Source organism: Pseudomonas sp. FW305-3-2-15-C-LB1, assembly GCF_058787615.1.
Window position 1 is genome coordinate 219,733 of the sequence record NZ_JBYSZX010000006.1, and the last position, 24,924, is coordinate 244,656.

The window sequence follows — 24,924 nt, forward strand, 5'->3', positions numbered from 1 at the left end:
TGACTATAAAAAGGACGATTTGATGAGCTCGAGCAAGAACCACGCAGTGTCCTTCCTGGACGCAGACCATCCCGCGCCGGCCGCCCCTGACAGCACCCTGGGCTTTGGCCCCTATCTATTACTGGCCAAGCAGCATGTGTTGTTGCGCAACGGCGTGCCGGTCACCCTGGGCAGTCGCGCGCTCTACCTGTTGATTGCCCTGGTGACCCGTGCGGGAGAATTGCTGGAGAAGGCCGAACTGATCGCCTTCGCCTGGCCCAAGGTGGTGGTGGAGGAATGCAACCTGCGCGCACAGATCGTCGCGCTGCGCCGCGCGCTGGGTGACGATGGCAACTGCAGTTATATCGTCACCGTGCCGGGCCGCGGCTATCGCTTTGTCGCCCCCGTCACCGTACAGGCGGCCAGTGAAGAGCACCTGCCCGCGCCCTATGTGCGTGTGGATGAGCCCAACCTGCCGACGCCGACGGCTGAGGTGATCGGCCGCGACGCCTTGATCGCCAGCCTGGCCGACCAGGTCATGAGCCAGCGCTTCGTCACCCTCACCGGCCCCGGCGGAATCGGCAAGACCACTGTGGCCATGGCGGTGGCGCAGCGTCTGGCCGGTGAACTCAATCTGGGCACGTGCTTCGTCGACCTGGCCCCCGCCACTGGCGGGCAATGGGTGGCCGGCATGCTCGCCAGTGCATTGGGTATCCAGACCGTCAGCGCAGACCCGCTGCACTGTGTGGTCGCCAGCCTGGCCAACCGCCGCTTGCTGCTGGTGCTCGACAATTGCGAACACGTACTGCCGGCCACCGCCGACGTGGTCGAAATCCTGCTGCGCAGCGCCCCGCAATGCTGTGTGCTTACCACCAGCCGCGAACCGCTGCGTGCACACGGCGAACGGGTGCATGACCTGGCGCCGCTGGAGGTGCCCGACGCACACGCCCACCTCAGTGCCCAGCAAGCCCTGGCATGGTCCGGCGTGCGTCTGTTTGTGGAACGCGTACGCGCCCTCGACCCGGGTTTTGTGTTCACCGACGCCGACGTCGCGGCCGTCAGTGCGATCTGCCGCAAACTCGACAGCAACGCGCTGGCGATCGAAATCGCCGCCGCCCGCGTGCGCACCTTTGGCATCCAGGACCTGGTGGGCCTGCTCGACGGCAGCTTCCGCCTGCAAATGACTGGCCGGCGTACCGCCCTCGCCCGGCATCGTTCCCTGAGCGCGACCCTGGACTGGACCTACGCCATGCTCAGCGACGACGAACAGGCCATGCTGCGCCAGCTCGCGGTGTTCACTGGTTCCTTCACCCTGGAGGCCGTCAAGACGATGACCGCCAGCAGCCGCCTGGCCCCGCGCAACGCCCTGCCCTTGCTCGAAAGCCTGATGGACAAGTCGCTGCTGATCGCCAGCGAATCCACCGTGCCCAAGCACTACCGCCTGCTGGAAACCACCCGCGCCTACGCCCTGGAAAAACTCGACGAACAGGGCGAAACCCATACCACTTGCCAGCGTCATGCGCGCTATGCGCTCGGCGTGCTGCAGGAAGCCGGGCGAACCCTGGATGGCTTGTCGCCGGGCACCTGGCTGGCCCTCTACGCTGCGCAGATCAATACCATCCGGGCAGCCCTCGACTGGGCCTACTCGCCCACCGGCGACCTGTCCCTGGGCATCGAATTGACCCTGGGCGGCGTGCCGTTGTGGCTGCGGGTGTCCTTGATCAGCGAGTGCCGCAGTTGGGTCGACAAAGGCCTGGCCAGCGACGCCCTCATCCCGCTGCCCTTGCGCCAGCGCATGTTGTTGCATACGGCCCTGGCCAGCGTGCTGATGCTCACCTACGGCACCGGCGGCCCGATGCGCGACGCCTGGCGCCAGGTATGCGAAGACGCCCGCGACCTCGGCGATGCCGAGCACAAGTTGCGTGCCCTGTGGGGCCTGTGGACCGACCGCTGCGGCTGCAACCAGTACACCGAAGCCCTGGAACTGGCCGAGCGCTACATCGCGCTGAACAACAGCGGCAGCCAACAATTGCTCGGCAAGCGCATGCGTGCCGTGGCGCTGTTCCATATGGGTGACCTGATGGGGGCACGGCAGAACATCGATGAAGCCCTGGGCTCGCCGTCGGCACCGCGTTCGCACATCATCGACCTGCAATTCGACCAACGCATCGCCGCCCGCTGCCTCAAGGCCAAGGTGCAACTGCTTGAAGGCGATGTCGACCCGGCGCTGCGTCTGATCGGCAGTTGCGTCGACGAAGCCATCTCCCTCGAACACCCTGCGACCCTCTGGTACACCCTGTGCCTGGGTGCCATACCCCTGGCACTGCTGGCATCCAACCTGCCGAAAGTGCGCTATTACCTTGGCCTGCTGCAAGACAGCACCACCGGCCAGGACCTGCATATCTGGCGGCAATTTCGCCTGTGTTTCGAAAACATCCTGCTGATCCGCGAAGGCGCCCCGGAAACCGGCGTGCCGCAACTGGGCGAAGCCTTGCACCACTTGCAAGGCCAGGGCGACAGCCAGCTCTACAGCCTGCTGCGCTGTGAGTACGCCCTGGGCCTGGCGCGCCTGGGCCTGGAAAAACTCGCCCTGGAAGTGCTCGAAGACACCCTGCAATTGGCCCTCGGCCGCCATGAACGTTGGTTCGTGCCGCAAATACTGCGGATCAAGGCGCAACTGATCCTGCGCCAGGCGCACTACGGCTCGGTGGACAAGGCCACCGTGCTGCTGCGCCAGGCCTGGGTGGACGCGCAGTTGGCGGGCGCGCATTTTTGGCGGGCGCAGATCGCGACCGACCTGGCGCGGTTGCAGGAACCCAAGTTGCGCATTGCCTCGTTGCCGCGGCTCCAGCACCGGTAGTGATTGAACATGGGATGAATCGCACAAGCTTTTACAGCGGTGAAATGACCCTGTCAGGCAGACCAGGATAAGTACTCGCTCAAACCGTCGGAGTGGACCAACGACAACCACGATGTCGGAATTGATTGAACCCAGCAATAAGAAATGGAACTGATGGAGGCGCTCTGGACACTCATGATCGGCTTCCGTCCCGGCTAATGAAGGACCCTACCTATGTTTCCATTTCTTGCTGCAATCATTCCCGCCTTGATTGGCGCTGGCAAAGCAATCGCTGTCGGTGCCGTCACCGGTGTGGCCACTGCCGGCGCCACCTACGGCACAGGTAAAGCGATTAAAGCCATAGCAGGTGACAAGACGGCTAAACCAGCACCCGACAAGGAACCAGCCGCCGCGCCCCCCAAAAAACCGCCGGTATCGCTTGAGCCGTCCTGGAAAGCCTTGAAAAACGAGGTCCCCGAACATCTGCGCCCCCCGGAAAAACCTGCCGTGAAAGAGGCGACCTCTGTCGATTCACCTGGACCCTCAGTCGATACCGCCCTCGAAAAGGCGCCAACAGTCGTAGGCGCAGCCAATCCGGTTGCGCCTGTCTTACCCGTTGTGGCGGCGGCCCCAACCTCTGGAGCCATGCGCGTCTGATCTGAAGTAAAGGCGATGACACCGCCTTTACTTCAGATCAGACGGGCTGCCACCAACCAGTCCGCTACTGCCTGGAATGCGGCATCAGGTACCGGGTCGCCAGCCACCGCCTTTTTTGCGATGTCCGCTGCCAGGGTTTTGTCCGGCGCATGGGGAATCCCCAGGTCATACGCCTCCTGCAGCATCAACAACGCCTCCTCCGGGGAGGCCCGGCACACGATCACCGGCACCGGCGTTTCCCCGCGCACATAACGCACGCCAACCACCCAACCGTCGGTGGTGCCGATCATCAAGGACGCACGGCCCAAACCCAACTTGGTCGCCAGAGCCTGCATCTCGTTGCGCTGGCGGCGGCGTTCGCTTTTGATCAGCGGGTCGCCGTCGATGTCCTTGCGTTCGCGCTTGGTCTCGCTGCGGGTCATCTTCATGTCGCGGCCGAACAGCCAGCGTTGCATCATCACGTCCACCCCGCCCACCAGGATGAATGCGCACAGCACGGTAAACACCAGCGGCTTGAGCACCAGGAAGAATGTCGACTGCATGCACTCGGCACCGCAGCGCGACGACTCCATCAGCGCCTGCAATGCATGCTTGCCCACCACGTAGAACGCGATTGCCAGCACCTGCACCTTGATCAGACCCTTGATGAACTCCACCAGGTTGCGCAGCGCAAAGATCTTCTTCATGCCCTCCGCCGGGTTGATGCGTTTGAACTCGGGTTTGATCGGGTCCGTGGAGAACACAAACCCGCGCATGGTGATGATATTGGTCAGGATCACCACGCCGGTGGTCACCGCCATCACCGGCAACGTGATGCCGATCACCAGTTGCTCGGCATGGTCGAGCACCCGTGGCCACACCGTGGCGAACGGTTCGACGTAGATCAGCGCGGTGAGGTCGATCAGCGCCGTGACCTGGGCCTTGGCCCGTGGCGCCAGAATGGAAATGCACAGCGTGCAGAACAGGATGACCATGCCCGACACCAGGTCCTGGCTCTTGGCAACCTGGCCCTTTTTGCGTGCGTCCTGGAGCTTCTTGTCCGTGGCCGGCTGGGATTTTTCTTCGCTGGTATCGGCCATGGGCTACTCCATGCCGGCCAGGGTCTTGAGCAGTTCGACCGTGCCGCGAAACTCCGCCAGTTGGTCGAGCATCAGCGGGATCAGGAAGCCGATGTAGACCACCATCAGGATCGTGAAAAACAGGTTTTTCACCGGCAGCGACAGGTCGAAGATATGCAGGTTCGGCGCCATGCGCGACAGGTAGGCGAGCATCAGGTCGGTCACCAGCAGTGCGATCAGCAACGGCGAGACCATCAGCACGCCGACGCGCATGATCTGGTCAAGGATCGACAACACCGCCAGCAGCGCCGAGCTGGCGAACACCGGCGTGAACGCGGTGACCGGCCAGAGCTGGTAGCTGTGGTAATAGCCGTCGACCATCAGGATGAACCCGCCGGACATGAAGAACAGCGTGATCAGCATCACCGTGAGCAGGGTCGCCATCACGCTGGATTCCCCGGACGACAGCGGGTCCACCAGTTGCGCCATGGTCGAGCCGCGTTGCAGGTCGATCAACTCCCCCGCCACCTCGGCGGCCCAGAACGGAATGCCGAACAGCAGGCCGATCAAAATACCGATCAGGAATTCCTTGATCAGCAACCCGGCGATAAACAGGCTGCCGTGCTCCGGCATCGATGTCAGCGCGTCGAACACCGGGAAGAACATCGGGATGGAAATCGCCACGGCCACACAGCCGCGAATCATGCCGGTGAGGCCCAGGCGGTTGAACGCCGGGGTGATCACCACCACGCCCATGGCACGGCAAGCGGCAAGCGACGCGGAGCTGATCACCGGGTAGGCAACTTCGAGGAACTGCGCGGTCAGGCTGGCATCCATGGGCGGTCAGCGCGTCCACATCGCAAAGTTGTCCAGCACCTGGCCGCCGAGTTCCGCCACCTGCCCGGCGAGCACCGGCCCCAGGAACACGATGGTCAGCAACACCGCAACCAGCTTCACCACCTGGGGTAATGTCTGGTCCTGGATCTGCGTCAGCGCCTGGAACAGGCCCACGCTCAAGCCCACGATAATCGCCACGCCCAGCGCCGGTGCGGAGAGCATCAGCACCGTCATCAGCGCCTGTTTCATCAATGACAGGAATACGTCCTGGCCCATGGGTCGTGCCTCAGCCGTAACTCAGAATCAAACCGTGCATCAAGCGCGACCAGCCGCTCAGGGACACGAATAAAAAAATCTTCAGCGGAATGGAGATCAGGTTCGGCGAGACCATCGACATGCCCATGGCCATCAGCACGTTGGACACCAGCAAGTCCACCACCAGGAACGGGATGTACAGCAGAAAGCCGATCTCGAAGGCGCGGGTCAGTTCCGAGCTGACGAACGCCGGGATCAGCACCACCAGGTCGTCGTCACGCAAATCGGCGCGTGCTTCAGGCGACCAGATGGTCTCGGTGGCCTGCACGAAAAAACCGCGCTCGGACTCATTGGCAAACCGCTTCAGGTGCGCTTGCAACGGTGGACGCAATGCATCGCCCAAATCCTTGAGTTGCTCCACATGCTCGATGTTGAGGTCGCGCCCCTCCACCTGCCGGTACATGTCGCCAATCAACGGCGTGGTCACGTACACCGACAGGATCAACGCGATGCCGTACAGCACCAGGTTCGGCGGCGTCTGTTGCACGCCAAGGGCGTTACGGATCAGGAACAGCACCACCGAGATCTTCATGAACCCGGTGAGTGTCACCACCGCCAGCGGGATCAGCCCGATCGTCGCAACGACCAGGATGATCTCGATCAGGTTCGGCTGATAACCGGTCATGGGGTGGCAAAACTCAGCAGGCGCACACCCAGGCCGTCGCCGATTTTCACCAGTTGGCCCTGGCCGACGCGGCGGCCGTTGACCATCAGGTCGACGCTGTCCACGCCCGGCGTGTCGAGCTGCAACAGGCTGCCGGCGCCCAGTTCACGCAATTGCGCCAGGGTCAGTTCCAGGCTGCCCACCTGGCACACCAGTTTCAACGGCAGGGCATCCAGCGCAACGGCGGCATCAACATCAGTCATGGGGTTCTCCGGTTCCACAAAGGGGGCTTTCAAGGCTTCCTGCAGGCGCAGGACTTCGCCCTGGTATTGGCAGCGCGCCTGCAGGCGGCCATCGAGGTCGAGCAACAGGCCCGGGCCTTGCTCCAGCATCAGCACATCACCGGGGCGCAGGCTGCGCAGTTCACCGAGGGACAGCCACTGGCGCCCCGCCACCACCGCCAGGGTCTGGCGCAGGCCTGGCAAGGGGTCGGGTTCGACCTCGGCGTATTGCGCCAGCAGTTGCGTGACCAGTACGGCGGCGCTTTCGCTCAGGTCCAACTGGGCGCTCATCGCGGGCTGGTGGCCGAAGGTCAATTCCAGCGCCAGCCGCAGGGCAAACACGCCCTGCTCATCAGCGGCTTCGAGCACCTGCAGCGGGTGACCGAGCAACGGCTCCAGGCTTTCGATCAGGTCGAGCAACGCCAGCTCCAGCAACAACGCGCGCGGCAGCGCAGGCAACGGCTGCACATCGAACGGCAACGCCAACGGCAGCATCAGTTGCTCCAGCGCCGCAGCGGGCAAACTCAGGCGCATCGCGGCACCGCCAAGCGACAGCGGCACATGACGCGGCGCGTCAAGGCGGCGCGCTGCGGCGGCCCAGCTCACGCGCAAGTCCTGCCCGCCGCAACGGCCCTGCCAGGGACGGCAGCGGCGGTGCAACTGGTTGTGCAGAGCCAGTAACGCCGGGTCGTAGTGGGTCAGCCACGGCGACAGCGAATCGGCAAGGGCTGGAATCATGTGCCGGCGCCTTCATCACGCAGCTCGCCCACCCGGCGCTCGGCGCTTTCACGGCCCTCAAGCAGGCTTTGCCAGGCCTCGGACTGGCGCTGGCGGCTCAGGCGCTCCTGACGGAACACATCGCGCTCGCGCTCCTGGCTTCGCAGCGTGGTGGACACGTGAGCCACATCGTTTTCCAGTTGCTGCTGGTCATCCGACAGGCCGCGCAGGCGATCCTGGGCGGCCTGCCAACTGGCGACCGACAGGCCTTCGGTCAGGGACGCATAAACCTGCCGCGCTTCTTCGGCAATCGCCTCACGGTGCAGGCGCAATTGCTCCTTGGCGTCAGTCAGCACACCGTGGGTCTGCTCGCAGCGTTGCTGCTGCGCGGCCAGTTGGCTGGCGGCCCGCTGTTCACGCAACACCCGCAGGGTTTGCAGGGTGCGTAGTTGTTGGGTTTTCATTGGATTTGCTCCTTGTTCATGCCAGTACCCGGCGCATGTGGGCCAGGGTCTGTTCCAGGTTGCTCGGCTCACCCGCGTTCTGGCGCAGGAAGGCTTCGATAGCGGCGTGGCGGTTGATCGCTTCATCGGCCAAAGGATCGCTGCCGGCGGAGTACTCCCCCACGCGGATCAGCATTTCGATCTCGCCATACCGCGCCATCAATTCCCGCATGCGCATCGCCAGCCGCTTGTGCTCTTCACCGGCGACCTGCTCCATCAAACGGCTGCGACTGCGCAACACATCCACCGCCGGAAAGTAGTTGCGCTGGGCCAACTCGGCGCTCAAGACGATGTGACCGTCGAGGATCGAACGGGCCTCTTCGGCCACCGGATCGCTGGCGGCATCACCCTCGGTCAGCACGGTGTACAGCGCGGTAATGCTGCCGGTGGGCCCGGGGCCGGCGCGTTCCAGCAAACGCGGCAAGGCCGAAAAGAACGACGGCGGATAACCGCGCCGGGTTGGCGGCTCGCCCACCGCCAGGCCGATCTCGCGCTGGGCCCGGGCGAAACGCGTGAGGCTGTCCATCAACAGCAATACGTTGCGGCCCTGGTCGCGGTGGTACTCGGCCAGGGTGGTGGCGACAAACGCCGCACGCACCCGCTCGGCCGCCGGGCGATCCGAAGTGGCAACCACCGCCACCGTGCGCGCACGGGCCTGGGCGTCGAGCTGCACATCGAGCAATTCACGCACTTCCCGGCCCCGCTCGCCGATCAGGCCGATCACGATCACATCGGCTTCGCTGTTGCGGATGATGCTGGCGAGCAGCGACGACTTGCCCACACCGGGCTCACCGAAGATGCCCATGCGTTGGCCCTGGGCCAGGGTCAGCAGGCCATCGATGGAGCGAATGCCCAGGGCCATGGAACGCACGATCAACTGTCGCGAAAACGCTGCCGGGGGTTCAGCGTGCAGCGGGTAGTGCTGCAAGGCCACGGTCGGCGGCATGCCGTCGCCGTCGAGGAAATCGCCCATGGGGCTGATGACCCGGCCGAGCTGCGCATCCCCGACGGCCACGCCCAGGGTCTCGCCGGTGGCGGTGATTTGGGTGCGCGTGGACAGGCCTTCCATGGAGCCGATGGGCGACAGGATGGCCTCGTCACCGTCAAAACCGATCACCTCGGCGCTCAGGCTGCGGGCGCTGCCGGGGTCGCGCAGCTGGCACAGCTCACCGATGCTCGCCCCGGCCACACTGGCGCGCAGCAATACACCGCGAATGCTCAGCACGGTGCCGTGCATCGGCCGCGGGCGCGCCTGGGCCAGGCGCTCGCAGAGGCGTGGCAGCAGCTGTTCCAGGTTCATGCCAGGCCCTCTTCGGCAAAGGGCAGCAGGCTGCGACGCAGGTTCTGCAATTGGGCGTCGAGGCCCAGCTCCACGGAGCCGGCCGGGCTGTTCAGGCGAGCCTGTCCGGCGCTCAGCTGTTCATCCGCATCCACCGCAATCGCCAATCCCTCCAGCTTGAGGCGTTGGCGCAGGGCATCCACGTCCGCCGGCGGCACCCACAAGGTCAGGGCCTGGTCCTGGCGAAACGCACTCAACGCCTGGCGGGTACTGCGCACCACACGCTCGGCGTTGTCCAACTCCCCCAGCACTTCATGCACGATACCCAGGGCCAGGTTGACCAGGGACGTTTCCAGACTGCTCAAGTAATGCTGCACCTGGGCTTGGGTAGCGAGCAGCAGTTGCGCCACCTGTTCAGCGCCGGCTTGCCGGGCACTTTCAAAGCCCTCTGCGCGGGCACTGCTCAACCATTGCTCGCTGTCGGCGCGGATCTGCTCGGCCTGCGCCTTGGCCGCTTGCAGGAAGGCAAAGCCATCGCTCCACAACGCGGCGTCTTCGGCGCGCAGGATGCGGGCGGTGGGACGGCTTGGCAGTTCACTCATGGCGTGATCTCCTCGGCCAGCAGGCACGCAGCGGCGGCCTGGACGATTTCCAGGTCGCGCGGTACACGGGCGCCGTGGCCCTGGGGAAAGGCAAAGCGCAAACGCAGCCAGCCCTGCCAGTCGGCGTGCTGGGCGTGCAGCCAGGCCGCGACACAGCCCTGGCCATCGCGGTCGACGGCGTCGACCAACTCGACCGGCTCGCGCAGCAGATCCGCCGCACCACCGAGTTGGCGCAAGGCCAGGGCGCTCACGAAGACCTCAGCGCCCAGGCCTTCGCGCAATTCGTTGACCACCTCGCGACGGATCTCGCGGCTCAGGGTCGGGGCGTGCCAGATGGCGCCGCACAACCTCGGCAAGCGGGCAAACTGTGCCGGCGATAACAACAGCACCGCCAAGTCCGCCGCCATTGGCGTGGTCAATTGCGCCATGGGTGCCAGTTGATAATGGCTGACCAGCAACTGCTCCAGGCGCTGGCGAAAGCGTGGCTGGCCCCGCATCGCCTGCAGCACGGCGTCTGGCAATTCATCGGTAAAACATGCACCCAGGCTCGGCCCGCGCACAAACCGCAGCGGTTCGGCAATCAGTCCCTGCCAGCGTTCGAACAAACTCATTCACCCTCCTTGAGCACATACAACGCCTGGGACTGACGACGCGCCCACTGCTGACGGGCGAGCACACCCACCGCACCGAGTGCGATCAGCGACAAGGCCCCGAACATCAGCCGCGCCTGGGCCACGTTGTCTTCCAGCAGCCACAGGCCCATGAAGCGCGCCAGGCGCGGTTGCGCCGGGTTCTGGCTGATGGCGACGGCGGCCTTGATCGCCGTCACCGAAACGCCGTCGTAACTCAGCCCGGAAATACCGTTGGCGACCAGGGTCTTGATCTGCGGGATCAGCGTATTGATGTCGGTGCCCGGGTCGTAACGCACCAGTACCGAGGCCGATGACGGCGAGATCACGCGCTTGAGCAGGTCGTTGTCCGGCAGCACCACGTGCACGCGGGCAGCGACGATGCCGTCGATCTGCGACACCGAATGCGAAAGCTCTTCGCTGAGCGCATAGATCATCTGCGCCCGCTCCTGCACCGGCGACGACACCAGGCCATTGCCCTTGAACACCTCGCCCATGTTGGAAAAACTCTGCTGCGGCAGGCCGGCGTTGTCGAGCAGGGTCATGGCTTCGGCAAAGCGTGACTCATCGACCACCACCTTGAGCTGGCCGTTGTCCTGGGCCTTGCGCTCGGCCGGGACGCCACCGCGCAGCAGTACCGCGACCATGGCGTTGGCGTCGCGCTCGCTGAGGTTGGTGTAGAGGTCGGTGTTGCACGCCTGCAACAGGCTGGCGAGCAGGCCAATCAGCAACAGGCGCAGCGCACGGTTTGGGCTTGGCATGATGTTATTGCCCCTTGAGCAGCGTGTTGGCGGACCCGGAAATCTGCGTCGCACCGCGCACCACCATCTGGGTTTCGATGGAGTAATCGAACATCTTGCCCAGGGAGTGGACGATCTGGTCGACCTGTTGCTCGCCGACTTTTTTCCCGGGTTCACCCTGGATCGAAGCACTGGCGGTACGGATTTCTGCCTGGGCCGGCGGCGGTGCCGAAGGATTATTGGTGAGCAGGTCGGCGCGCTCGGAAAACGCCCGCGTACGGTCGATGAAACTGTTCATGCGCTCCATCAGGCCCGAGCCGATCTGGTGCGGGCTGGCGCCTTCGGGCATGCCCTTGGCGGTGTTGGCCATGTGCTCGAACAGGTTCTGCGAGGCCCCGGCGGGCCCCGCGCCGGCAGACGGCGGCAGCGCCGAAGCGCCGGCGGCGAGACTGATAGTCATAGGGGCTTCCTACTCTTCGTCGTCATCGGACATGGCGTCGTTCAGCAGTTCCTGCATCTTCGGCATGATGATGAACTGGCCGCCGTAAGTGACCGCCTGGGTGATGAACGAATCGGTGAGTTCGGCGTCGGTGGGCTCGGCGGGCTTATCGGCGGCCTTGGCGTTATCCACCGCCGCGTTGAACCTGGCTTCAGGGCTGGCGCCACCAGGGGCGAGATTGCTGTCTACGGCCGTTACGGACATGGTGCTGCTCCTTTACTGGGTTGGGGTTTCGGTACTGACTTGGGCGCCACGGAATACCCGCACACCGCGCTCGCGCGCCACCGGGGCGGCGGCGACCTTGGGTTGCAGGTGATCGACATGCTGCTGCACCAGCGCCAGGTACGGCGGTGGCCCGGACACGAACACTTCATCGCCCTCGGGGCCGTTGCGCATGGACAACTGCTGGCCGAACACATCGAGGTTACCGAGGTAGGCCTGCAACTGGTCGAGGTCCAGGGCGCTGGCCTTGAAGAGCCTGGTGCTGATTTCATCGCTGGCGTTGAGGTACAAGAGGTTGCCGTCGAAGTACCAGGTGAGGCCGTTGGTACTGCACAGGGTTTGCAGGAACTCCCCGGCGGTGGCCGCGCGAATCGTGCTGCGGGCCTTGCCACGGACCTTGTCGGAGAGCACCAGCGGCACATCAAGGTTGTGCCCGAATTCTTCCAGGGCACTGCGCACGTCCTGGTCCACCAGCACGTAGGCGTAGGGTTGGGAGAACCAGTCAGGCTCTTGGGCAGCGTGGGCGAAACTGGTGCTGAACAGGCATAGGACAGCCATCAAAAATATGCTTACATGGCCTCCGCCTTCGCCAGACGAGTTGTGATGATGACCCCTAGATTTCTGCTCGCCAGTACCCTGCTGCTGACCGCCTGCGCCCACCCACCTGCGACCGATGCCGACAAGTCCCTGCAACTGGCCAATGACCTGAGCCAGCGCGGCGACTACGCCAGTGCGGCAGCGCTGTACGAGCGGGCGGCGCAGCAACCCGGCGCGGGTATTGAGCTGTGGCTCAAGCTCGGCCAGGCCAGGCTCGACGCCAAGGATGCGGCGGGCGCCGAACGCGCCTTCCAGCAGGCCCTGGGGTTCGACGCCCGCAATGCCGAAGCCCTGCTCGGCCTGGGCACCGCGCAATTGCAAGTGGGCAAGACTCAGCGCGCCGTCACTGCCCTGGGCCAGGCGGCCGGGATCAGCGGCTTGCCGGTTGCGTACACCCGCCTGGGTGTCGCGCAGATCCTCAATGGCCAGGCCGCTGCGGCGCAAACCGCGTTCGCCAGGAGCCTGAGCCTCAAGCCCGACGACCTCGACAACCGCTGCAACCTGGCCCTGGCGTATGCGCTGGGCGGGCAGTCGCAGCAGGCGTTGGACACCATCGCTCCCGTTACCCAGTCGCCCCGTGCCTTGGCGCGGCATCAGCGCAATGAGTTGTTGGTGATGGTGTTGACAGGACATGAAGACCGCGTCGCTGCGCTGCCGTTGGACGATATTCCCGCAGCCGAACGGGCGCGGTTGGTGGATGAAGCCAAGCGGATCAAGGCGATCAGTGATCCGCTGGCCCAGGCACGAGAGCTGGGGTTGGTTGATTCGCGTTGAATCTGTTGTGGATGAGCGTTCTGTGGTGAGCAGGGTTGTTGTGGTGAGCGGGCCTGTTGTGGCGAGCGGGCTTGCCCCGCGTTGGGCTGCGAAGCAGCCCCAAAACCAGGCGCTGAGAACTGTCTGTTGGAATGCGGTGAATTTGACAGGGGCCGCTTCGCGCCCCAACGCGGGGCAAGCCCGCTCGCCACAACAAGCAACACAGGTCATTGCTTGCCCCCCGCCGCATCGGCCTTGGCTTCCTGCTGATCCTTGCGCCGCTGCAATTGCTCGCGGTCAAACCCTTCGATGTACACCTGGGCAGCGCGGCCCACTGGCGCGGCCATGGCCGGCCCTGTGGGGCGGCCTTGGGTCAGGTCCTGCTTGCGCTCGACCATCTGCATCAGGTTCAAATTGTTCGCACAGCCCAGCGCCAACGTCGGCTTGAAATCCTCGCCCAGCCCAATGGTGTCCGTCGCCGGGGGTTGCTGGCATTGGGTCGGCAAGCCATCGGCGCGGTATTCGGATGAGTAGTACGTCGGCGCCAGGTGGGTCTGGCAACCCATCAGCGCCAGGGGCAACAGCAGCAACACACGTAAAACATTCATGGCAGGCCCCCTGATCAATTCATGTAGAAACCGAACGCCCCGCCGCTGCGCGGTCCGGTGGTCGCTGCGGTAGCCGGTGGTGCGTCGAGGGGCGTGGCGAGGGTGCGACCGCGCACCGGCTCCACCAGGTACGGCGTAATCAGGATCACCAACTCGGTTTCATTGCGCTGGAAGCGCTTGGAGCGGAACAGATTGCCGAGGATCGGCAGGTCACCCAGCAGCGGCAGTTTCTCGATATCCTGGCTGCTTTCCCGCTGGAACAGCCCGGCGATGGCGAAGGTCTGCCCACTGCCGACTTCCACCCGCGTATCGGCGCGGCGCACGCTGAAGGACGGCACATGAAAGTTGCCGAAATCCACGGTGCCGCCACTGACCACGCTGCTGACTTCCGGGCGCACTTGCAGGGCGATGCGGCCGTTGGGCAGCAGGGTCGGGTTGAACAACAGCGACACGCCGAACGACTTGTATTCGATGCCCACCAGGTCGCGGTTGACCGGCACGGGGATCGCCACTTCGCCACCGGCGAGGAAGCTGGCGGTCTGGCCGGTCATGGCGGTGATGTTCGGCTCGGCGAGAATCTGCAGCACACCGTTGGCCTGCAAGGCGTCGAGCATGCCGTCGATATTCACATTGCCTGAGCCTGCGCCCGCTGCGGCCAAGCCACCCGCCGAAGCTGCGGCCAATGGCCCGCCGGTGATCAGGCCGAACGAGAACGTGCCGTTGTTGAACATCGCGTTCCAATTCACGCCGTAGTGCAGCAACTCCGAACGCGACACTTCGGCAAAGCGCACCCGCAAGTTCACTTGGGCGGCCCCTGCGTACTCGGTGGTGTTGATCGCGCTCTGGAAACCCTGCCCCTGGGGATTGAGCAGCGCGTTCAAGTCCGTGGCTTCCGCTACCGATCCCACGGTGCCTTTGGCGATCAGACGGTTACCCGCGCCGCTGATCTGCGCAGCGTTGCCGGGATGCAATGCCTGCATCGGCGCCGTCACCGCCTGGCTGGCGCTGCTGACGGCCAGGCTCAGGCTCGCCAGTTGCTGACCGTCACTGCCGAGGGCGATCAGGCTGGTATTGCCCGGCGCCTTGCCGAAGATGTAGAGGGTGCCCGGTGACACCACCTGCAAGTCGGCCACATTCGGTTCGGCCACCAACACCGTGTCCACGGGGGCGACAAAATGCAGGATGCGCCCTTCGCCGGAGGCCAGGGCGATAGAACCTCCGGCACCGGCGGCGATTTCCTGAGCCTGGCTCACACACGAAAATACAGTCAGCAACAACACACAAAAACGCATCATGAGGCAGACGCCAGGGGAGTGACGGAAGCCGCGGCAGGCCCGCGGCGATTGGAAATCTCGGTCAGGCTGATGGTCACCAGCGCTTGCAGGTTGTACTCGGTGGCCAGCTCGCGGAACGACAGCACCGCCAGTTCCAGCTCGCCGCGCACCACCAGGCGGCGCAGGCTGCGGCGCAGTTCCGGGTGCACCAGCAACACCGCGCTGTTGACCTCGCGGGTGTGCTCGCACGCCTGGCGCAGTTGGGCGAGCAAGGCGCGGCTGACGTCCTCGGGGATCAGCTCGCGCTGCGGTTCCTGGCGACGCAGGGAGCCGCGCAACTGGTCTTCCAGGCCCGGCGCCAGCACCAGCGCACCGATCACCCGGTTGCGGTCGGCGTACTGATGGCTGATCTGCCGTGCCAACGCGGCGCGCAGGTGCTCGGCCAGGCGCCCGGCATCGGTTTCACGGGCGCCCCACTCCACCATGGCTTCGAGCAAGGCGCGCTGGTTGCGGATCGACACGCCTTCGCCCACCAGCAAACGCAGGGTCTCGGCCACCCGCTGCAACGGCACCAGGCGCAGGGCTTCCTTGACCAGTTCGCCGTAGGTGGCCTCGGTGCGCTCCAGCAGCAGGCGGGTTTCCTGGATGCCGAGAAAGTCGGCGGCATAGCGGCGCAGGCTGCGTTCCAGCACACCGCGCAACACCTCGTCGGGCAGCAGGAAACCGATGCCGGCGTTGCGCAGCGTGTCTTCGTGCTGGCGCTCGACCCAGTGGGCGTTGCGGCCCGTGAGCGGCGAATCGGCCTGCACCGTGGCGAGGTCGAGCAACTGCACATGCACCGGATCGTCCTGCACCAGCAGGCAGTTGGTCGGCAACTCGCCTTCGCTTACCGGCACGCCTTCCAGGGACACGCGGAAACTGCCAGGCGTGGCCTTGGCTTCCATGTAGATGCCCGGCACCGGTATATCCACGCCGAGTTCAGTGCGCAGGTCGTGGCACAGCGCTTCGACGCGCTGGCGCAGCAGTTGGCGCGGCGCGCTTTGGGACACGCCGCTGCCGAGGGTCAGCAGCACGCGGGTATCGGGCAACAGGTTGTCATCCCGTTCGGCCTGGACTTCGACCACCGGCTCCGGCGTCTCGACCAGCACTTCAAGTTCCGGCTGGCGGTGATGCCGGCGATACATCATGAATGCCGCGCCACCGAACACCAGGGACAAGCCGAGGAACACCCAGGTCGGAAACCCCGGCAGCAGGCTCACGCCGATCATGATCAACGCGGTCAACCCCAGAGCGCGGTAGCTGGCGCCCAGTTGCTTGATGATCTCGCTGCCCAGGTCCCCTGCTTCGCCGTCGCTGTTGACGCGGGTGACCACGGTGCCCGCCGCCACCGAAATCAGCAGCGCCGGGATCTGTGCAATCAGGCCGTCACCCACGGTGAGCAACGAGTAGGTGTGCACCGCCACGCCAAACGGCATGTCGCGCTCGATCATGCCGATCAGCATGCCGCCCAGCAGGTTGACCGCCAGGATCACCAGGCCGGCGATGGCGTCGCCCTTCACGAACTTCATGGCGCCGTCCATCGCGCCGAACATCTGGCTTTCACGCTCCAATCGAGAGCGGCGACGACGGGCTTCGGCCTGGTCGATATCACCATTGCGCAGGTCGTTGTCGATGCTCATCTGCTTGCCGGGCATGGCGTCCAGGGTGAAGCGCGCGGCCACTTCCGCCACGCGCTCGGCCCCCTTGGTGATCACCACGAACTGCGCCACGGTGATGATCAGGAACACCACCATGCCCACCACCACTTGCCCGGCGATCACGAAGTCGCCGAAGGCCTTGACGATATGCCCGGCGTCGCCGTGCAGCAGGATCAAACGGGTGGTGGTGATCGACAGCGACAGGCGAAACAGCGTACTGAGCAGGATCAGCGGCGGCAGCGCGGAGAACTCCACCGAGTGGCCGATGTAGAAGGCCACGATCAGGATCAGGATGCTCAGGGCGATATTGAGGCCGATCAGCGCGTCCACCAGGTAGGTGGGCAGCGGGATGATCATCATCACAATCGCCATCAGCATGAATGCGACGATGATCACGTCGGTGCGCTGGGCAGCCAGGCGCGCCAGGTTGTTCAGGCGGTTGAGCGCACTCATGCGCCGGCCCTGCGTGCAGCCAGATAGCGTTTGAAGCACTGGCGCGCGTCGTCCTTGCGCTCGCCGTACCACAAGGCGCGGGCGCGCAACAGCAACAGGCTGGCGGACTCGCCTTCCAGCGCCACCAGACGGTCCAGGGCGCCGAGGGCGCGGGACGCGTCGCCGCTGTCGGTGAAAGCCAGCACCAGCGAGCGCAGCAACACGCCGTCATCGGGGGCGACGTTGACCGCGATCAGCAGCATCACCAGGGCGCGCTGGGACTGGCCATTGCGCCGGTACAGCTCGCCGATGCCCTTGAGCAGTTGCACGGCGTCGTCGTTATCGCGGGCCATCAGGCGTGTACCTCCGAGCGTTGCTGTGCGAGGGTGCGGCGCATCTCGATCTCTTCGCCGATCAGCTCGACGGCCAGTGCCTTGATGTGTGGCTCGGCGTCCAGGCTTGGCAGGATGTGTTCCATCACATGCTCCAGCAGTTCCAGGGAGCGAGCACTGCCGAACAACAGCGAGTCGACGCCAGCGGCGCCGGTGAGTTCTTCGAGGTCGCTGCGCAGGGAGCGACGGGTGTGGGTCTTGCGGGTCTTGAGCACCGCTTCGAAGGCGGTGGCCTGGCGCGAATTGACCGGGCGCACAGCTTCGACCGGCGCACTGCGTACGTCACTGGGGATCAACGGGCGGGGTTCGACTTTCATCCCTGGGCCTTAGCTTAAGAGCGTGGTCACAACGTGAAGGTGAAGCGCTCCTCGCCACGGGCGAGGATCACTTGGTTGTTTTCGATACGTTCCAGCACCCAGTTGTCCGCCAGCGCCGCGCCGGGGTACAGGCGCTTGCCACTGTCGTTGATCACGTACGGATGAGGCCCGAACCACACGGCCTGCAAGCGCACGCGCGGCGCCGCCGCATCGGCCCGCACGGCGACGCGCGGGTTGAGCACGATCTGCTGGCCGTAACGCTGGTCGAAGGCTTGCTGCACCGCCAGCCACTGCGGTTTTTGCGACTGTTCGAAGGTGCCCGTGGCGCTGAGCTGGCCGTTGCTGTTGCTGACCTTCACGGTATCCAGTCGGGCGGCTTGCAACTGCTGCTCCAGCCAGGCCTTGGCCTGTTCGCGGGAAGGTGTTTTCAACGGTGCAACGGCGGCAACGGCGGTTGTCGGCTGCGGTGGTGCTTCACTGCGAAACGCCAGCGCTCCAGCACAGATAAACAGCAGCGCGGTCGCGACGATCCAGGGGGCCAATGTGCGTGGCGCGGGCACTGGTTTTTCAGCACCGCCAGGCATTGCCAGGCTCACCCCCGCTGTGCCGATGCGCAGCTGCACCGGCAGCCGCGCGCGATGACCGTTGCCTTGGGGAATGCGCACATTGCCGGCGATCAATACGTCACCGCCCAAGGCTTCGACCGCCACCTGGCCGCCTTCAAAACGCAGGCGCAGGTGCAGGCCGGCAACGCCGGGATCGCTGAGCACCAAATCAGCCGCCAGATCGGCGCCGAGGGTGTAGACAGGCTGGTCGAGCACCAGGGAACTGCCCTGATGCAAACCGCCGGTCACCGTCAGGGTCGGTGCGCCAGTTGCGGCGACCGGGCCCAGGGAAATCAGGGCTGTCATAGTCGGGTTTGCCCCTTTGAGCCTGTGCAACGGGGTCAAGAATCAGGATAAAAACGGGAATCGAGAGGTAAACGGGCAGCGCCAGCGCCGCCCGTTTGGCGAATCAGTTCTGCGGACGCTGTTTGGTGGCGTCCAGCTCGGCTTTTTTCGCGGTGCTGATTTCGGTGATCTTGGCCGACTTCTCGATAGCCATGTTGAAGGTCGCTTCCATCTTCGCGATAGCGTCGTCGGCGCCGCCTGCTTTTACTGGTGGGACATCAGCCATGTTCATCTCCTTGCATCGATAGGGAAGTTATTCAGTTGCGCAACAGCACGCTGAAAGTATGCAAACCGATGAAGACCCAAAACGTCAGACAATGCGCCTTCGAACCGTTGTTGGTTTGCATGGGCCCCATACTACTCACGATCAAAACGCCTTCGCTGTGAAAGCTTGTGAAACGTTTCAGATACAGGTTGTGAAAGGTTTGGCTCAATCTGGCGTTGAAAAAAATTCATCGACTGAGTGACATGGAACTTTCAGAGAAAAACAAAAACACGCTCAAGACCAATGTTTACGGGCACTCTGCTAATACCCACTGAACAATGCCGAACAATAAGCCTCTTTTGAAACGCGCCACCTAGCGACACCCGGCATTTATTTTCGCGATTACTTCACATTTTTCGCTAATAGCCTTTTGCCCAACTTCCCAGACATTTTGATTTGTAACAGAAGCGACTTAATCATCGCGTTTGATAACTCGTCCCAAGCACCCCAATTGCTTGGCGAGCAACTTTCCTCCGCGCCTGCTAGTGCAACTGCACTAATAACCAAAGGACTCGCTTTCAGGCCGGCTATATAGAAATCTTCCAGGTGATCTATGACCGACATGAATTATTCACCCACCACTCTCCTCAAAGACGACGGTTGCGTTGAGATTCACTTCGGCCCTTACCGACTGCTGCCCAAGCGCCACCAACTGCTCAGGCATGACCAGCCGGTAAACCTTGGCAACCGCGCCCTGACCCTGCTGATCGCCCTTGCCTCGCGGCCCGGCGAATTGCTGCAGAAAACCGAATTGCTCGACATTGCCTGGCCGAAACGGGTGGTCGAGGAATGCAACCTGCGCACACAGATCAAGACTCTGCGCCGCACGCTGGGCGATGACGATGTGCCGTACATCGCCACGGCATCGGGCATGGGCTATCGTTTTGTCGCGCCCACCTGGTTCGAGCGGGCGGCGCACCCGCGGGCGATGAGACCGTCGGGAGGCGGTGAACGTGTGGCCAGCGGCGTGCTTTAGCCCAGGGCGCTCAGGTCCAGGTGGCCATCCTTGATCGGCGGGCACCAGTAGTAGCCACCGGTCAAGGGGATGCTGATGCGATACAGGCCATCGACAATCCCGTCCTCCAGACCGCTCATGCGGCGCAGTTGCGCTTCGAACGCATCGAAGGAATGGCCGAACGCCAGGAACATCAGGCCCGCCTGACCATTCTCGGCCCAGGGCATGGAGCGGCGCACCACGAAGGCTTCCGGGGTGAAGCTTTCCTGGGCGGTGCGCTTGGTGTGGGCGGACTCGGGGGCGTCGTCGAGTTCTTCGTTGTCGCCATGGCGGCGGCCGATGATGTGGTCGCGCTCCTGAGCCGGCAGCGCAGCGAAGCCATCGAGGTCGTGCTGCCATTGCTGGATCGCGGCGAAGCTGGCGCCGCTGTCGGTCAGGGCGGCGTCGACCGCGGCGTCGTCGTGGGGGTTTTCGGTACCGTCTTCGTAGTCGGTGAGGTCGAAGCCGGTCTTGTAGCGGAAACCTTCGGTCATCTGCACCAGGCGAAATGCCGGAGCCAGGGCCTTTTCAAATGCACGGCTGCGCAACAGCAGTTCACCGCGATCCACGCCATGCAGCCACACCCACAGCGCCTGCTGTGTGGACGGGTTATGCGCGCCCGGCCCGCTGATGGCCGGAAAACTGCGCAAGCCTTCAACGCGTGCGCCCAGTGCGGCAACCAGCGGCTCGCCAAGACCGACCACTGCCGCCGAATCGGTCAGTTGCACCAGTGCGTCCAACGCAGCGGGTACGGCTGCCAGAGCCTCCACGGCAAAAAACAGATGGCGTGCCTGCAACGGCACCGGTGCGGCAAGAATGCCCGGCTGGTACTGACTCATGTGAACTCCTTCTGAAAAGCCGCGCAGTTTAACCGCCGGGCACAGCCCTGCGTACAAGAAAGCGCGCAAGCCTTGCCATAGAGCCTGTTGTTGGGTGACTCTCTAGTCATGTTTTGCAACTATTCCAGGGGTAGCGCCATGACCACCAGCAACCTGCTCGCCCAGCTGTTTCCCGCCTCCGCCGCCGCAGTTCCCGAGCAGTTCCAGCTCGGAGCGCCCATTGAACAGCGTGATTACCTGGTCGACGGCCAGTTGCAGGTATGGAACGGCCCCTTGGCCAAGGTGCAAAGCCCGGTGCAGTTTGGCGACGAGCGCGTGCATATCGGCAGCACGCCGCTGCTGGACGCCGAGACCGCCCTTACCGCCCTGGACGCCGCCGTGCGTGCCTATGACCGCGGCCAGGGCGAATGGCCGACAATGCGCGTGGCCGAGCGCATCCAGCATGTCGAAGCGTTCCTGCGGCGCATGCGTGAACAGCGCGACGCGGTGGTCAAGCTGCTGATGTGGGAGATCGGCAAGAACCTCAAGGACTCGCAGAAAGAATTCGACCGCACCTGCGACTACATCACCGATACCATCAACGCGCTCAAGGAACTGGACCGCCGTTCCAGCCGCTTCGAGCTGGAACAGGACACCCTCGGCCAGATCCGCCGCGTACCGCTGGGCGTGGCCTTGTGCATGGGCCCCTACAATTACCCGCTGAACGAAACCTTCACCACGCTGATCCCGGCGCTGATCATGGGCAACACCGTGGTGTTCAAGCCGGCCAAGCTCGGCGTGCTGCTGATCCGCCCGTTGCTGGAGGCGTTCCGCGACAGCTTCCCGGCCGGGGTGATCAACGTGATCTACGGCAGCGGCCGTGAAACCGTCAGTGCGCTGATGGCCAGCGGCAAGATCGATATCTTTGCGTTTATCGGCACCAACAAGGCCGCCAGCGACCTGAAAAAACTACACCCGAAACCACACCGCCTGCGCGCGGCATTGGGCCTGGATGCGAAAAACCCCGGCATCGTGCTGCCCGAGGTGGACCTGGACAATGCGGTCAGCGAAGCCGTTACAGGTTCGCTGTCGTTCAACGGCCAACGCTGTACCGCGTTGAAAATCCTCTTCGTGCATGAAGATGTCGTCGACAGTTTTATCGAGAAATTCAACCAGAAACTGGCCACGCTCAAGCCCGGCATGCCGTGGGAAGACAGCGTGGCGCTGACGCCATTGCCCGAAGTGGGCAAGGTGGCTTACCTCACCAGCCTGGTAGCCGATGCCGCGCAACATGGCGCCAAGGTGGTGAATGAGCATGGCGGTGAAAGTCGCGGTTCGTTCTTCTACCCGGCGGTGCTGTACCCGGTGAACCCGCAGATGCGCGTGTACCACGAAGAGCAGTTCGGCCCGGTGGTGCCGATCGTGCCTTACCGCGACCTGGAGACCGTGATCGAGTACGTGCTCGACTCCGATTTCGGTCAGCAACTGAGCCTCTTCGGCACCAACGCCGTGGAAGTCGGGCGCCTGGTGGACGCCTTCGCCAATCAGGTCGGCCGTATCAACATCAACGCCCAGTGCCAGCGCGGCCCGGACACCTTCCCGTTCAACGGGCGCAAGAACTCGGCCGAGGGTACGCTGTCGGTACATGACGCCTTGCGCGTGTTCTCGATCCGCACTTTGGTGGCGACCAAGTTCCAGGAGAGCAACAAGGCGCTGGTCAGCGACATATTGCGTAACCGCGATTCAAGCTTCCTGACTACCGACTACATCTTCTGAAAACGCTACAGACCCAAATGTGGGAGGGGGCTTGCCCCCTCCCACATTTGGACCGCGTACCCCCTGAATTTCGAGGCCACTTTACTACCGATGAACCTGCCCTTCTTCGCCCGGCGCCTGTTGCGCCCACTGCTCGACCCGTACCGCCGCTACCGCCATGCCAAGCTGATTCACGCCGTGCGCGTGTCCATCGGCTTGCTGGCGACAATCCTGCTGACCACCGGTATCAACCTGCCCCACGGTGAGTGGGCGTCGGTGACCATGCTGATCGTGATCGGTGGTTTGCAGCACCACGGCAATATCGGCAAGAAAGCCGTGGAGCGTGCCTATGGCACCTTGATCGGCGCCAGCGTCGGCTTGGTGGTGGTGGTGCAGCAGGCCTACTTCGGCCTGCCCTTCTTGACCTACCTGTTGATGTCGGCGGTGTGCGGGTTCTTTTCCTATCACGCCATCGGCAAGGGCGGCTACATCGCCCTGTTGTCAGCGATCACCGTGTTTATCGTCGCCGGCCACGGGGACAACCCGATCTCCGATGGGCTATGGCGCACCGTCGATATCTTGATCGGCATTGTGCTGGCCTTGGCGTTTTCGTTCGCCCTGCCGCTGTACGCCGTGTATTCGTGGCGCTACAACCTGGCCAGTGCGCTTCGCGATTGTGCGGCGATCTACAGCCGGATCATCAATGGCCAGTCGGTCACCGATGATGAGCACGTCAAGCTGCTCAACCGCTTGAATGCGTCGATGGTGCAACTGCGTTCGCTGATGCCGTCGGTGTCGAAGGAAGTGCGGATTTCCATGACCGAGCTGGACGCGATCCAGCGGCATCTGCGTATGTGCATCAGTACCCTGGAGATTCTTGGCAATACCCGGCCCGATCCACGGGATGAACAGGCGATGGCGCGGATGCAGGTGATGTTGAGGACCGAACATCGGCAGATCCGGGTGCAGTTGGTGGGGATGGCGCGGGCGTTGAAGTCGGGGGTGACGGAGCGGTTGCAGCGGCCCAGCCCTATCACAGGCACCGAGCCAGCACTGGATACGCCGGTCTACAGCGCGCTGGATGGCTATCGGTTGTTGACGGTACAACTGGCGGCAAACGTGGATGCGATGCGCCAACGCCTGGCCAAAACTGCCGGACGCTGGAAGATCTAGAGAGGTGGCCTGTTGCCGCATTTACCAGAGTCAACACTTTCACACTTTCTCTTACATATTTTTCACGTTTTATTCACATCCCGAAACGTAGGGTGAAGCCTCATCCGTTACAAACGTTGCATATCAAGCCCGCCGCCCCAGCGGGCTTTTTTTTGTATCGGATTTGACCTAGCGTGAAGCCTTGGCAGCGGGAGCTGCCGCTTGTTCGCGAATGGCCCGCTGGGTGTCCAGCACTTTGGCCAATGCAGTTTCCGCTTCCGGGCTCTGCTGCGGCACGCGAATCGCCGCCGACACCAGGGTGATCAACTTGGCCATCACCTCGGCATCCGTGGCCGGGCGGCCCAGGCTCATGGAGTTCATCAGCAGGCGCAGCTCGGTGCCGGCCATCACCCCGGAAATCGCCTTGAGGGCAAATTGCAGGCGCACCCCCAGTTCATTGCGCGGCAGGTCCGGCAAGGCCAGGGCGAAGGCTTCGAAGAAACGCTGGAACACCGGCTGGTAATGCACCTTGAGGTATTCCTGGATAAACGGCGACGTATCGCTGTAGACCCGGCCCAGGAAACGGATGAACGAACGCCCTTCCCCATTGGCACTGGCCGGGTCGCTGCGCTCCAGGCCCATGGCCGGGGCAAACAGCACGCCGAGCAAGGTGTCGCAGTCCAGCGGGCCGTCGGACTCGGCCTCACACCGCGCCAGCAGTTCCAGGCGCTGCTCGTTGAGCGGTTCCAGGCGCTGCTTGAGCAGGGTTTGCATCAGGGAATCCTTGTCCCCGAAGTGGTAGTTCACCGCCGCCAGGTTGACCTGGGCACGCTCGGTAATCTGCCGTAACAAAACCGCGTCATATCCGTACTTGATGAAGAGAGCCTCTGTCGCATCCAGCAATCGAGTCTTGGTAATGTTTGGAGCGCTGACTTTCTTCGCGACCATAGAAGTTCCACGTGGGAAATATTGTTTTAAAAAATAATTTGATTTTTTATACCGGGGCCGCCGCCTGAAAGCAAGTAGTGACACTGCGCCATATGATCAAAAGCCTGCGCCCACGGGCTCTTTGAGACTGGTCGGATGAATTTTGAGCGGCCTGGAGGCCCCTGGAGGAAATCGTTTCAAAGGATGAAACCGCTCTATATCCATGGCTGGC

At 63.6% G+C, this 24,924-nt stretch carries 28 protein-coding genes; 6 read left to right on the forward strand and 22 right to left on the reverse strand.

Features of this window, described 5'->3' with window-relative positions; genetic code table 11:
• Positions 1 to 22 precede the first annotated feature (22 nt).
• Positions 23 to 2,839 carry an ATP-binding protein gene (locus AC3WP7_RS14490; RefSeq protein ID WP_102591811.1) on the forward strand — a complete coding sequence of 939 codons (2,817 nt, stop codon included), beginning with the start codon at positions 23 to 25 and terminating at the stop codon, positions 2,837 to 2,839.
• A gap of 213 nt (positions 2,840 to 3,052) precedes the next feature.
• Positions 3,053 to 3,475, forward strand: a complete 423-nt coding sequence (locus AC3WP7_RS14495; RefSeq protein WP_092245004.1) for a hypothetical protein — start codon at positions 3,053 to 3,055, stop codon at positions 3,473 to 3,475.
• 32 nt (positions 3,476 to 3,507) lie between these two features.
• Here AC3WP7_RS14495 and AC3WP7_RS14500 read toward each other — a convergent pair whose 3' ends face one another.
• From AC3WP7_RS14500 to AC3WP7_RS14560, 13 genes are read right to left on the reverse strand one after another with little or no spacing between them, the layout of a single operon-like run.
• The gene (locus tag AC3WP7_RS14500) at positions 3,508 to 4,554 is read right to left on the reverse strand and encodes an EscU/YscU/HrcU family type III secretion system export apparatus switch protein (RefSeq protein WP_102591768.1); all 1,047 of its coding nucleotides are present in this window, start codon (positions 4,552 to 4,554) and stop codon (positions 3,508 to 3,510) included.
• Between the two features lie 3 nt (positions 4,555 to 4,557).
• On the reverse strand, positions 4,558 to 5,370 hold the full coding sequence (sctT, locus tag AC3WP7_RS14505; RefSeq protein ID WP_071491925.1) for a type III secretion system export apparatus subunit SctT: 813 nt from the start codon (positions 5,368 to 5,370) through the stop codon (positions 4,558 to 4,560).
• Between the two features lie 6 nt (positions 5,371 to 5,376).
• Positions 5,377 to 5,646 (reverse strand): EscS/YscS/HrcS family type III secretion system export apparatus protein, encoded by a 270-nt coding sequence (locus tag AC3WP7_RS14510; protein ID WP_071491926.1) that lies wholly within the window; start codon positions 5,644 to 5,646, stop codon positions 5,377 to 5,379.
• Between the two features lie 10 nt (positions 5,647 to 5,656).
• Complete coding sequence (gene sctR / locus AC3WP7_RS14515) at positions 5,657 to 6,310, reverse strand: type III secretion system export apparatus subunit SctR (RefSeq protein ID WP_017137580.1); 654 nt, start codon at positions 6,308 to 6,310, stop codon at positions 5,657 to 5,659.
• A complete protein-coding gene (sctQ, locus tag AC3WP7_RS14520) occupies positions 6,307 to 7,308 on the reverse strand; it encodes a type III secretion system cytoplasmic ring protein SctQ (RefSeq protein WP_102591767.1) in 1,002 nt (333 codons plus the stop codon). The genes sctR and sctQ overlap by 4 nt, the downstream gene beginning before the upstream one ends.
• On the reverse strand, positions 7,305 to 7,751 hold the full coding sequence (locus AC3WP7_RS14525) for a hypothetical protein (RefSeq protein ID WP_071491928.1): 447 nt from the start codon (positions 7,749 to 7,751) through the stop codon (positions 7,305 to 7,307). Before AC3WP7_RS14525 ends, sctQ begins: the two co-directional genes overlap by 4 nt.
• Positions 7,752 to 7,767: 16 nt before the next feature.
• The gene (locus AC3WP7_RS14530) at positions 7,768 to 9,090 is read right to left on the reverse strand and encodes a FliI/YscN family ATPase (protein WP_071491929.1); all 1,323 of its coding nucleotides are present in this window, start codon (positions 9,088 to 9,090) and stop codon (positions 7,768 to 7,770) included.
• A complete protein-coding gene (gene sctL, locus AC3WP7_RS14535) occupies positions 9,087 to 9,671 on the reverse strand; it encodes a type III secretion system stator protein SctL (RefSeq protein WP_102591766.1) in 585 nt (194 codons plus the stop codon). The genes AC3WP7_RS14530 and sctL overlap by 4 nt, the downstream gene beginning before the upstream one ends.
• On the reverse strand, positions 9,668 to 10,282 hold the full coding sequence (locus AC3WP7_RS14540) for a type III secretion protein (protein WP_102591765.1): 615 nt from the start codon (positions 10,280 to 10,282) through the stop codon (positions 9,668 to 9,670). The genes sctL and AC3WP7_RS14540 overlap by 4 nt, the downstream gene beginning before the upstream one ends.
• Entirely contained in the window at positions 10,279 to 11,061 is a 783-nt protein-coding gene (sctJ, locus tag AC3WP7_RS14545; RefSeq protein ID WP_092244983.1) for a type III secretion system inner membrane ring lipoprotein SctJ, read from the reverse strand. The genes AC3WP7_RS14540 and sctJ overlap by 4 nt, the downstream gene beginning before the upstream one ends.
• A 4-nt stretch (positions 11,062 to 11,065) precedes the next feature.
• A complete protein-coding gene (locus AC3WP7_RS14550) occupies positions 11,066 to 11,500 on the reverse strand; it encodes a hypothetical protein (protein WP_093527879.1) in 435 nt (144 codons plus the stop codon).
• Positions 11,501 to 11,509: 9 nt separating this feature from the next.
• Complete coding sequence (locus tag AC3WP7_RS14555) at positions 11,510 to 11,743, reverse strand: hypothetical protein (RefSeq protein WP_092244980.1); 234 nt, start codon at positions 11,741 to 11,743, stop codon at positions 11,510 to 11,512.
• Positions 11,744 to 11,755: 12 nt separating this feature from the next.
• A complete protein-coding gene (locus AC3WP7_RS14560) occupies positions 11,756 to 12,319 on the reverse strand; it encodes a type III secretion protein (RefSeq protein ID WP_102591764.1) in 564 nt (187 codons plus the stop codon).
• 48 nt (positions 12,320 to 12,367) lie between these two features.
• Between AC3WP7_RS14560 and AC3WP7_RS14565 the strand changes: the two genes are divergently transcribed.
• The gene (locus tag AC3WP7_RS14565; RefSeq protein ID WP_093527882.1) at positions 12,368 to 13,132 is read left to right on the forward strand and encodes a tetratricopeptide repeat protein; all 765 of its coding nucleotides are present in this window, start codon (positions 12,368 to 12,370) and stop codon (positions 13,130 to 13,132) included.
• Between the two features lie 206 nt (positions 13,133 to 13,338).
• Here AC3WP7_RS14565 and AC3WP7_RS14570 read toward each other — a convergent pair whose 3' ends face one another.
• From AC3WP7_RS14570 to AC3WP7_RS14600, 7 genes are all read right to left on the reverse strand, one after another.
• Positions 13,339 to 13,719, reverse strand: coding sequence for a hypothetical protein (locus AC3WP7_RS14570; RefSeq protein ID WP_071491936.1), 381 nt, complete (start codon positions 13,717 to 13,719; stop codon positions 13,339 to 13,341).
• Positions 13,720 to 13,733: 14 nt separating this feature from the next.
• Complete coding sequence (locus AC3WP7_RS14575; RefSeq protein WP_093123928.1) at positions 13,734 to 15,014, reverse strand: type II and III secretion system protein family protein; 1,281 nt, start codon at positions 15,012 to 15,014, stop codon at positions 13,734 to 13,736.
• Positions 15,011 to 17,143 carry a type III secretion system export apparatus subunit SctV gene (sctV, locus tag AC3WP7_RS14580; RefSeq protein ID WP_092244961.1) on the reverse strand — a complete coding sequence of 711 codons (2,133 nt, stop codon included), beginning with the start codon at positions 17,141 to 17,143 and terminating at the stop codon, positions 15,011 to 15,013. Before sctV ends, AC3WP7_RS14575 begins: the two co-directional genes overlap by 4 nt.
• Complete coding sequence (locus AC3WP7_RS14585) at positions 17,140 to 17,475, reverse strand: tetratricopeptide repeat protein (RefSeq protein ID WP_071491939.1); 336 nt, start codon at positions 17,473 to 17,475, stop codon at positions 17,140 to 17,142. The genes sctV and AC3WP7_RS14585 overlap by 4 nt, the downstream gene beginning before the upstream one ends.
• On the reverse strand, positions 17,475 to 17,831 hold the full coding sequence (locus AC3WP7_RS14590; RefSeq protein WP_071491940.1) for a hypothetical protein: 357 nt from the start codon (positions 17,829 to 17,831) through the stop codon (positions 17,475 to 17,477). The genes AC3WP7_RS14585 and AC3WP7_RS14590 overlap by 1 nt, the downstream gene beginning before the upstream one ends.
• A 26-nt stretch (positions 17,832 to 17,857) precedes the next feature.
• Positions 17,858 to 18,742: a SctD/MshK family protein gene (locus tag AC3WP7_RS14595; RefSeq protein WP_092244958.1), complete on the reverse strand. Its 885-nt coding sequence runs from the start codon at positions 18,740 to 18,742 to the stop codon at positions 17,858 to 17,860.
• A 103-nt stretch (positions 18,743 to 18,845) separates the two neighbouring features.
• Positions 18,846 to 19,007 (reverse strand): hypothetical protein, encoded by a 162-nt coding sequence (locus tag AC3WP7_RS14600; RefSeq protein WP_016969018.1) that lies wholly within the window; start codon positions 19,005 to 19,007, stop codon positions 18,846 to 18,848.
• A gap of 592 nt (positions 19,008 to 19,599) precedes the next feature.
• Here AC3WP7_RS14600 and AC3WP7_RS14605 point away from each other — a divergent pair.
• Positions 19,600 to 20,022 carry a winged helix-turn-helix domain-containing protein gene (locus tag AC3WP7_RS14605; protein ID WP_092244954.1) on the forward strand — a complete coding sequence of 141 codons (423 nt, stop codon included), beginning with the start codon at positions 19,600 to 19,602 and terminating at the stop codon, positions 20,020 to 20,022.
• Here AC3WP7_RS14605 and AC3WP7_RS14610 read toward each other — a convergent pair.
• Complete coding sequence (locus AC3WP7_RS14610; protein ID WP_093123941.1) at positions 20,019 to 20,879, reverse strand: Dyp-type peroxidase; 861 nt, start codon at positions 20,877 to 20,879, stop codon at positions 20,019 to 20,021. The two genes, AC3WP7_RS14605 and AC3WP7_RS14610, sit on opposite strands and share 4 nt — an antisense overlap.
• 138 nt (positions 20,880 to 21,017) lie before the next feature.
• On the opposite strand from AC3WP7_RS14610, the gene AC3WP7_RS14615 reads away from it, so the two are divergent.
• Together AC3WP7_RS14615 and AC3WP7_RS14620 are read left to right on the forward strand one after the other, a co-directional pair.
• Positions 21,018 to 22,634 (forward strand): NADP-dependent glyceraldehyde-3-phosphate dehydrogenase, encoded by a 1,617-nt coding sequence (locus AC3WP7_RS14615; protein WP_092244952.1) that lies wholly within the window; start codon positions 21,018 to 21,020, stop codon positions 22,632 to 22,634.
• Positions 22,635 to 22,724: 90 nt separating this feature from the next.
• The gene (locus AC3WP7_RS14620) at positions 22,725 to 23,786 is read left to right on the forward strand and encodes an FUSC family protein (protein WP_092244949.1); all 1,062 of its coding nucleotides are present in this window, start codon (positions 22,725 to 22,727) and stop codon (positions 23,784 to 23,786) included.
• A 168-nt stretch (positions 23,787 to 23,954) separates the two neighbouring features.
• On the opposite strand, the gene AC3WP7_RS14625 is transcribed toward AC3WP7_RS14620, so the two are convergent.
• Positions 23,955 to 24,713 (reverse strand): TetR/AcrR family transcriptional regulator, encoded by a 759-nt coding sequence (locus AC3WP7_RS14625; protein ID WP_092244948.1) that lies wholly within the window; start codon positions 24,711 to 24,713, stop codon positions 23,955 to 23,957.
• Between the last annotated feature and the right edge of the window lie 211 nt (positions 24,714 to 24,924).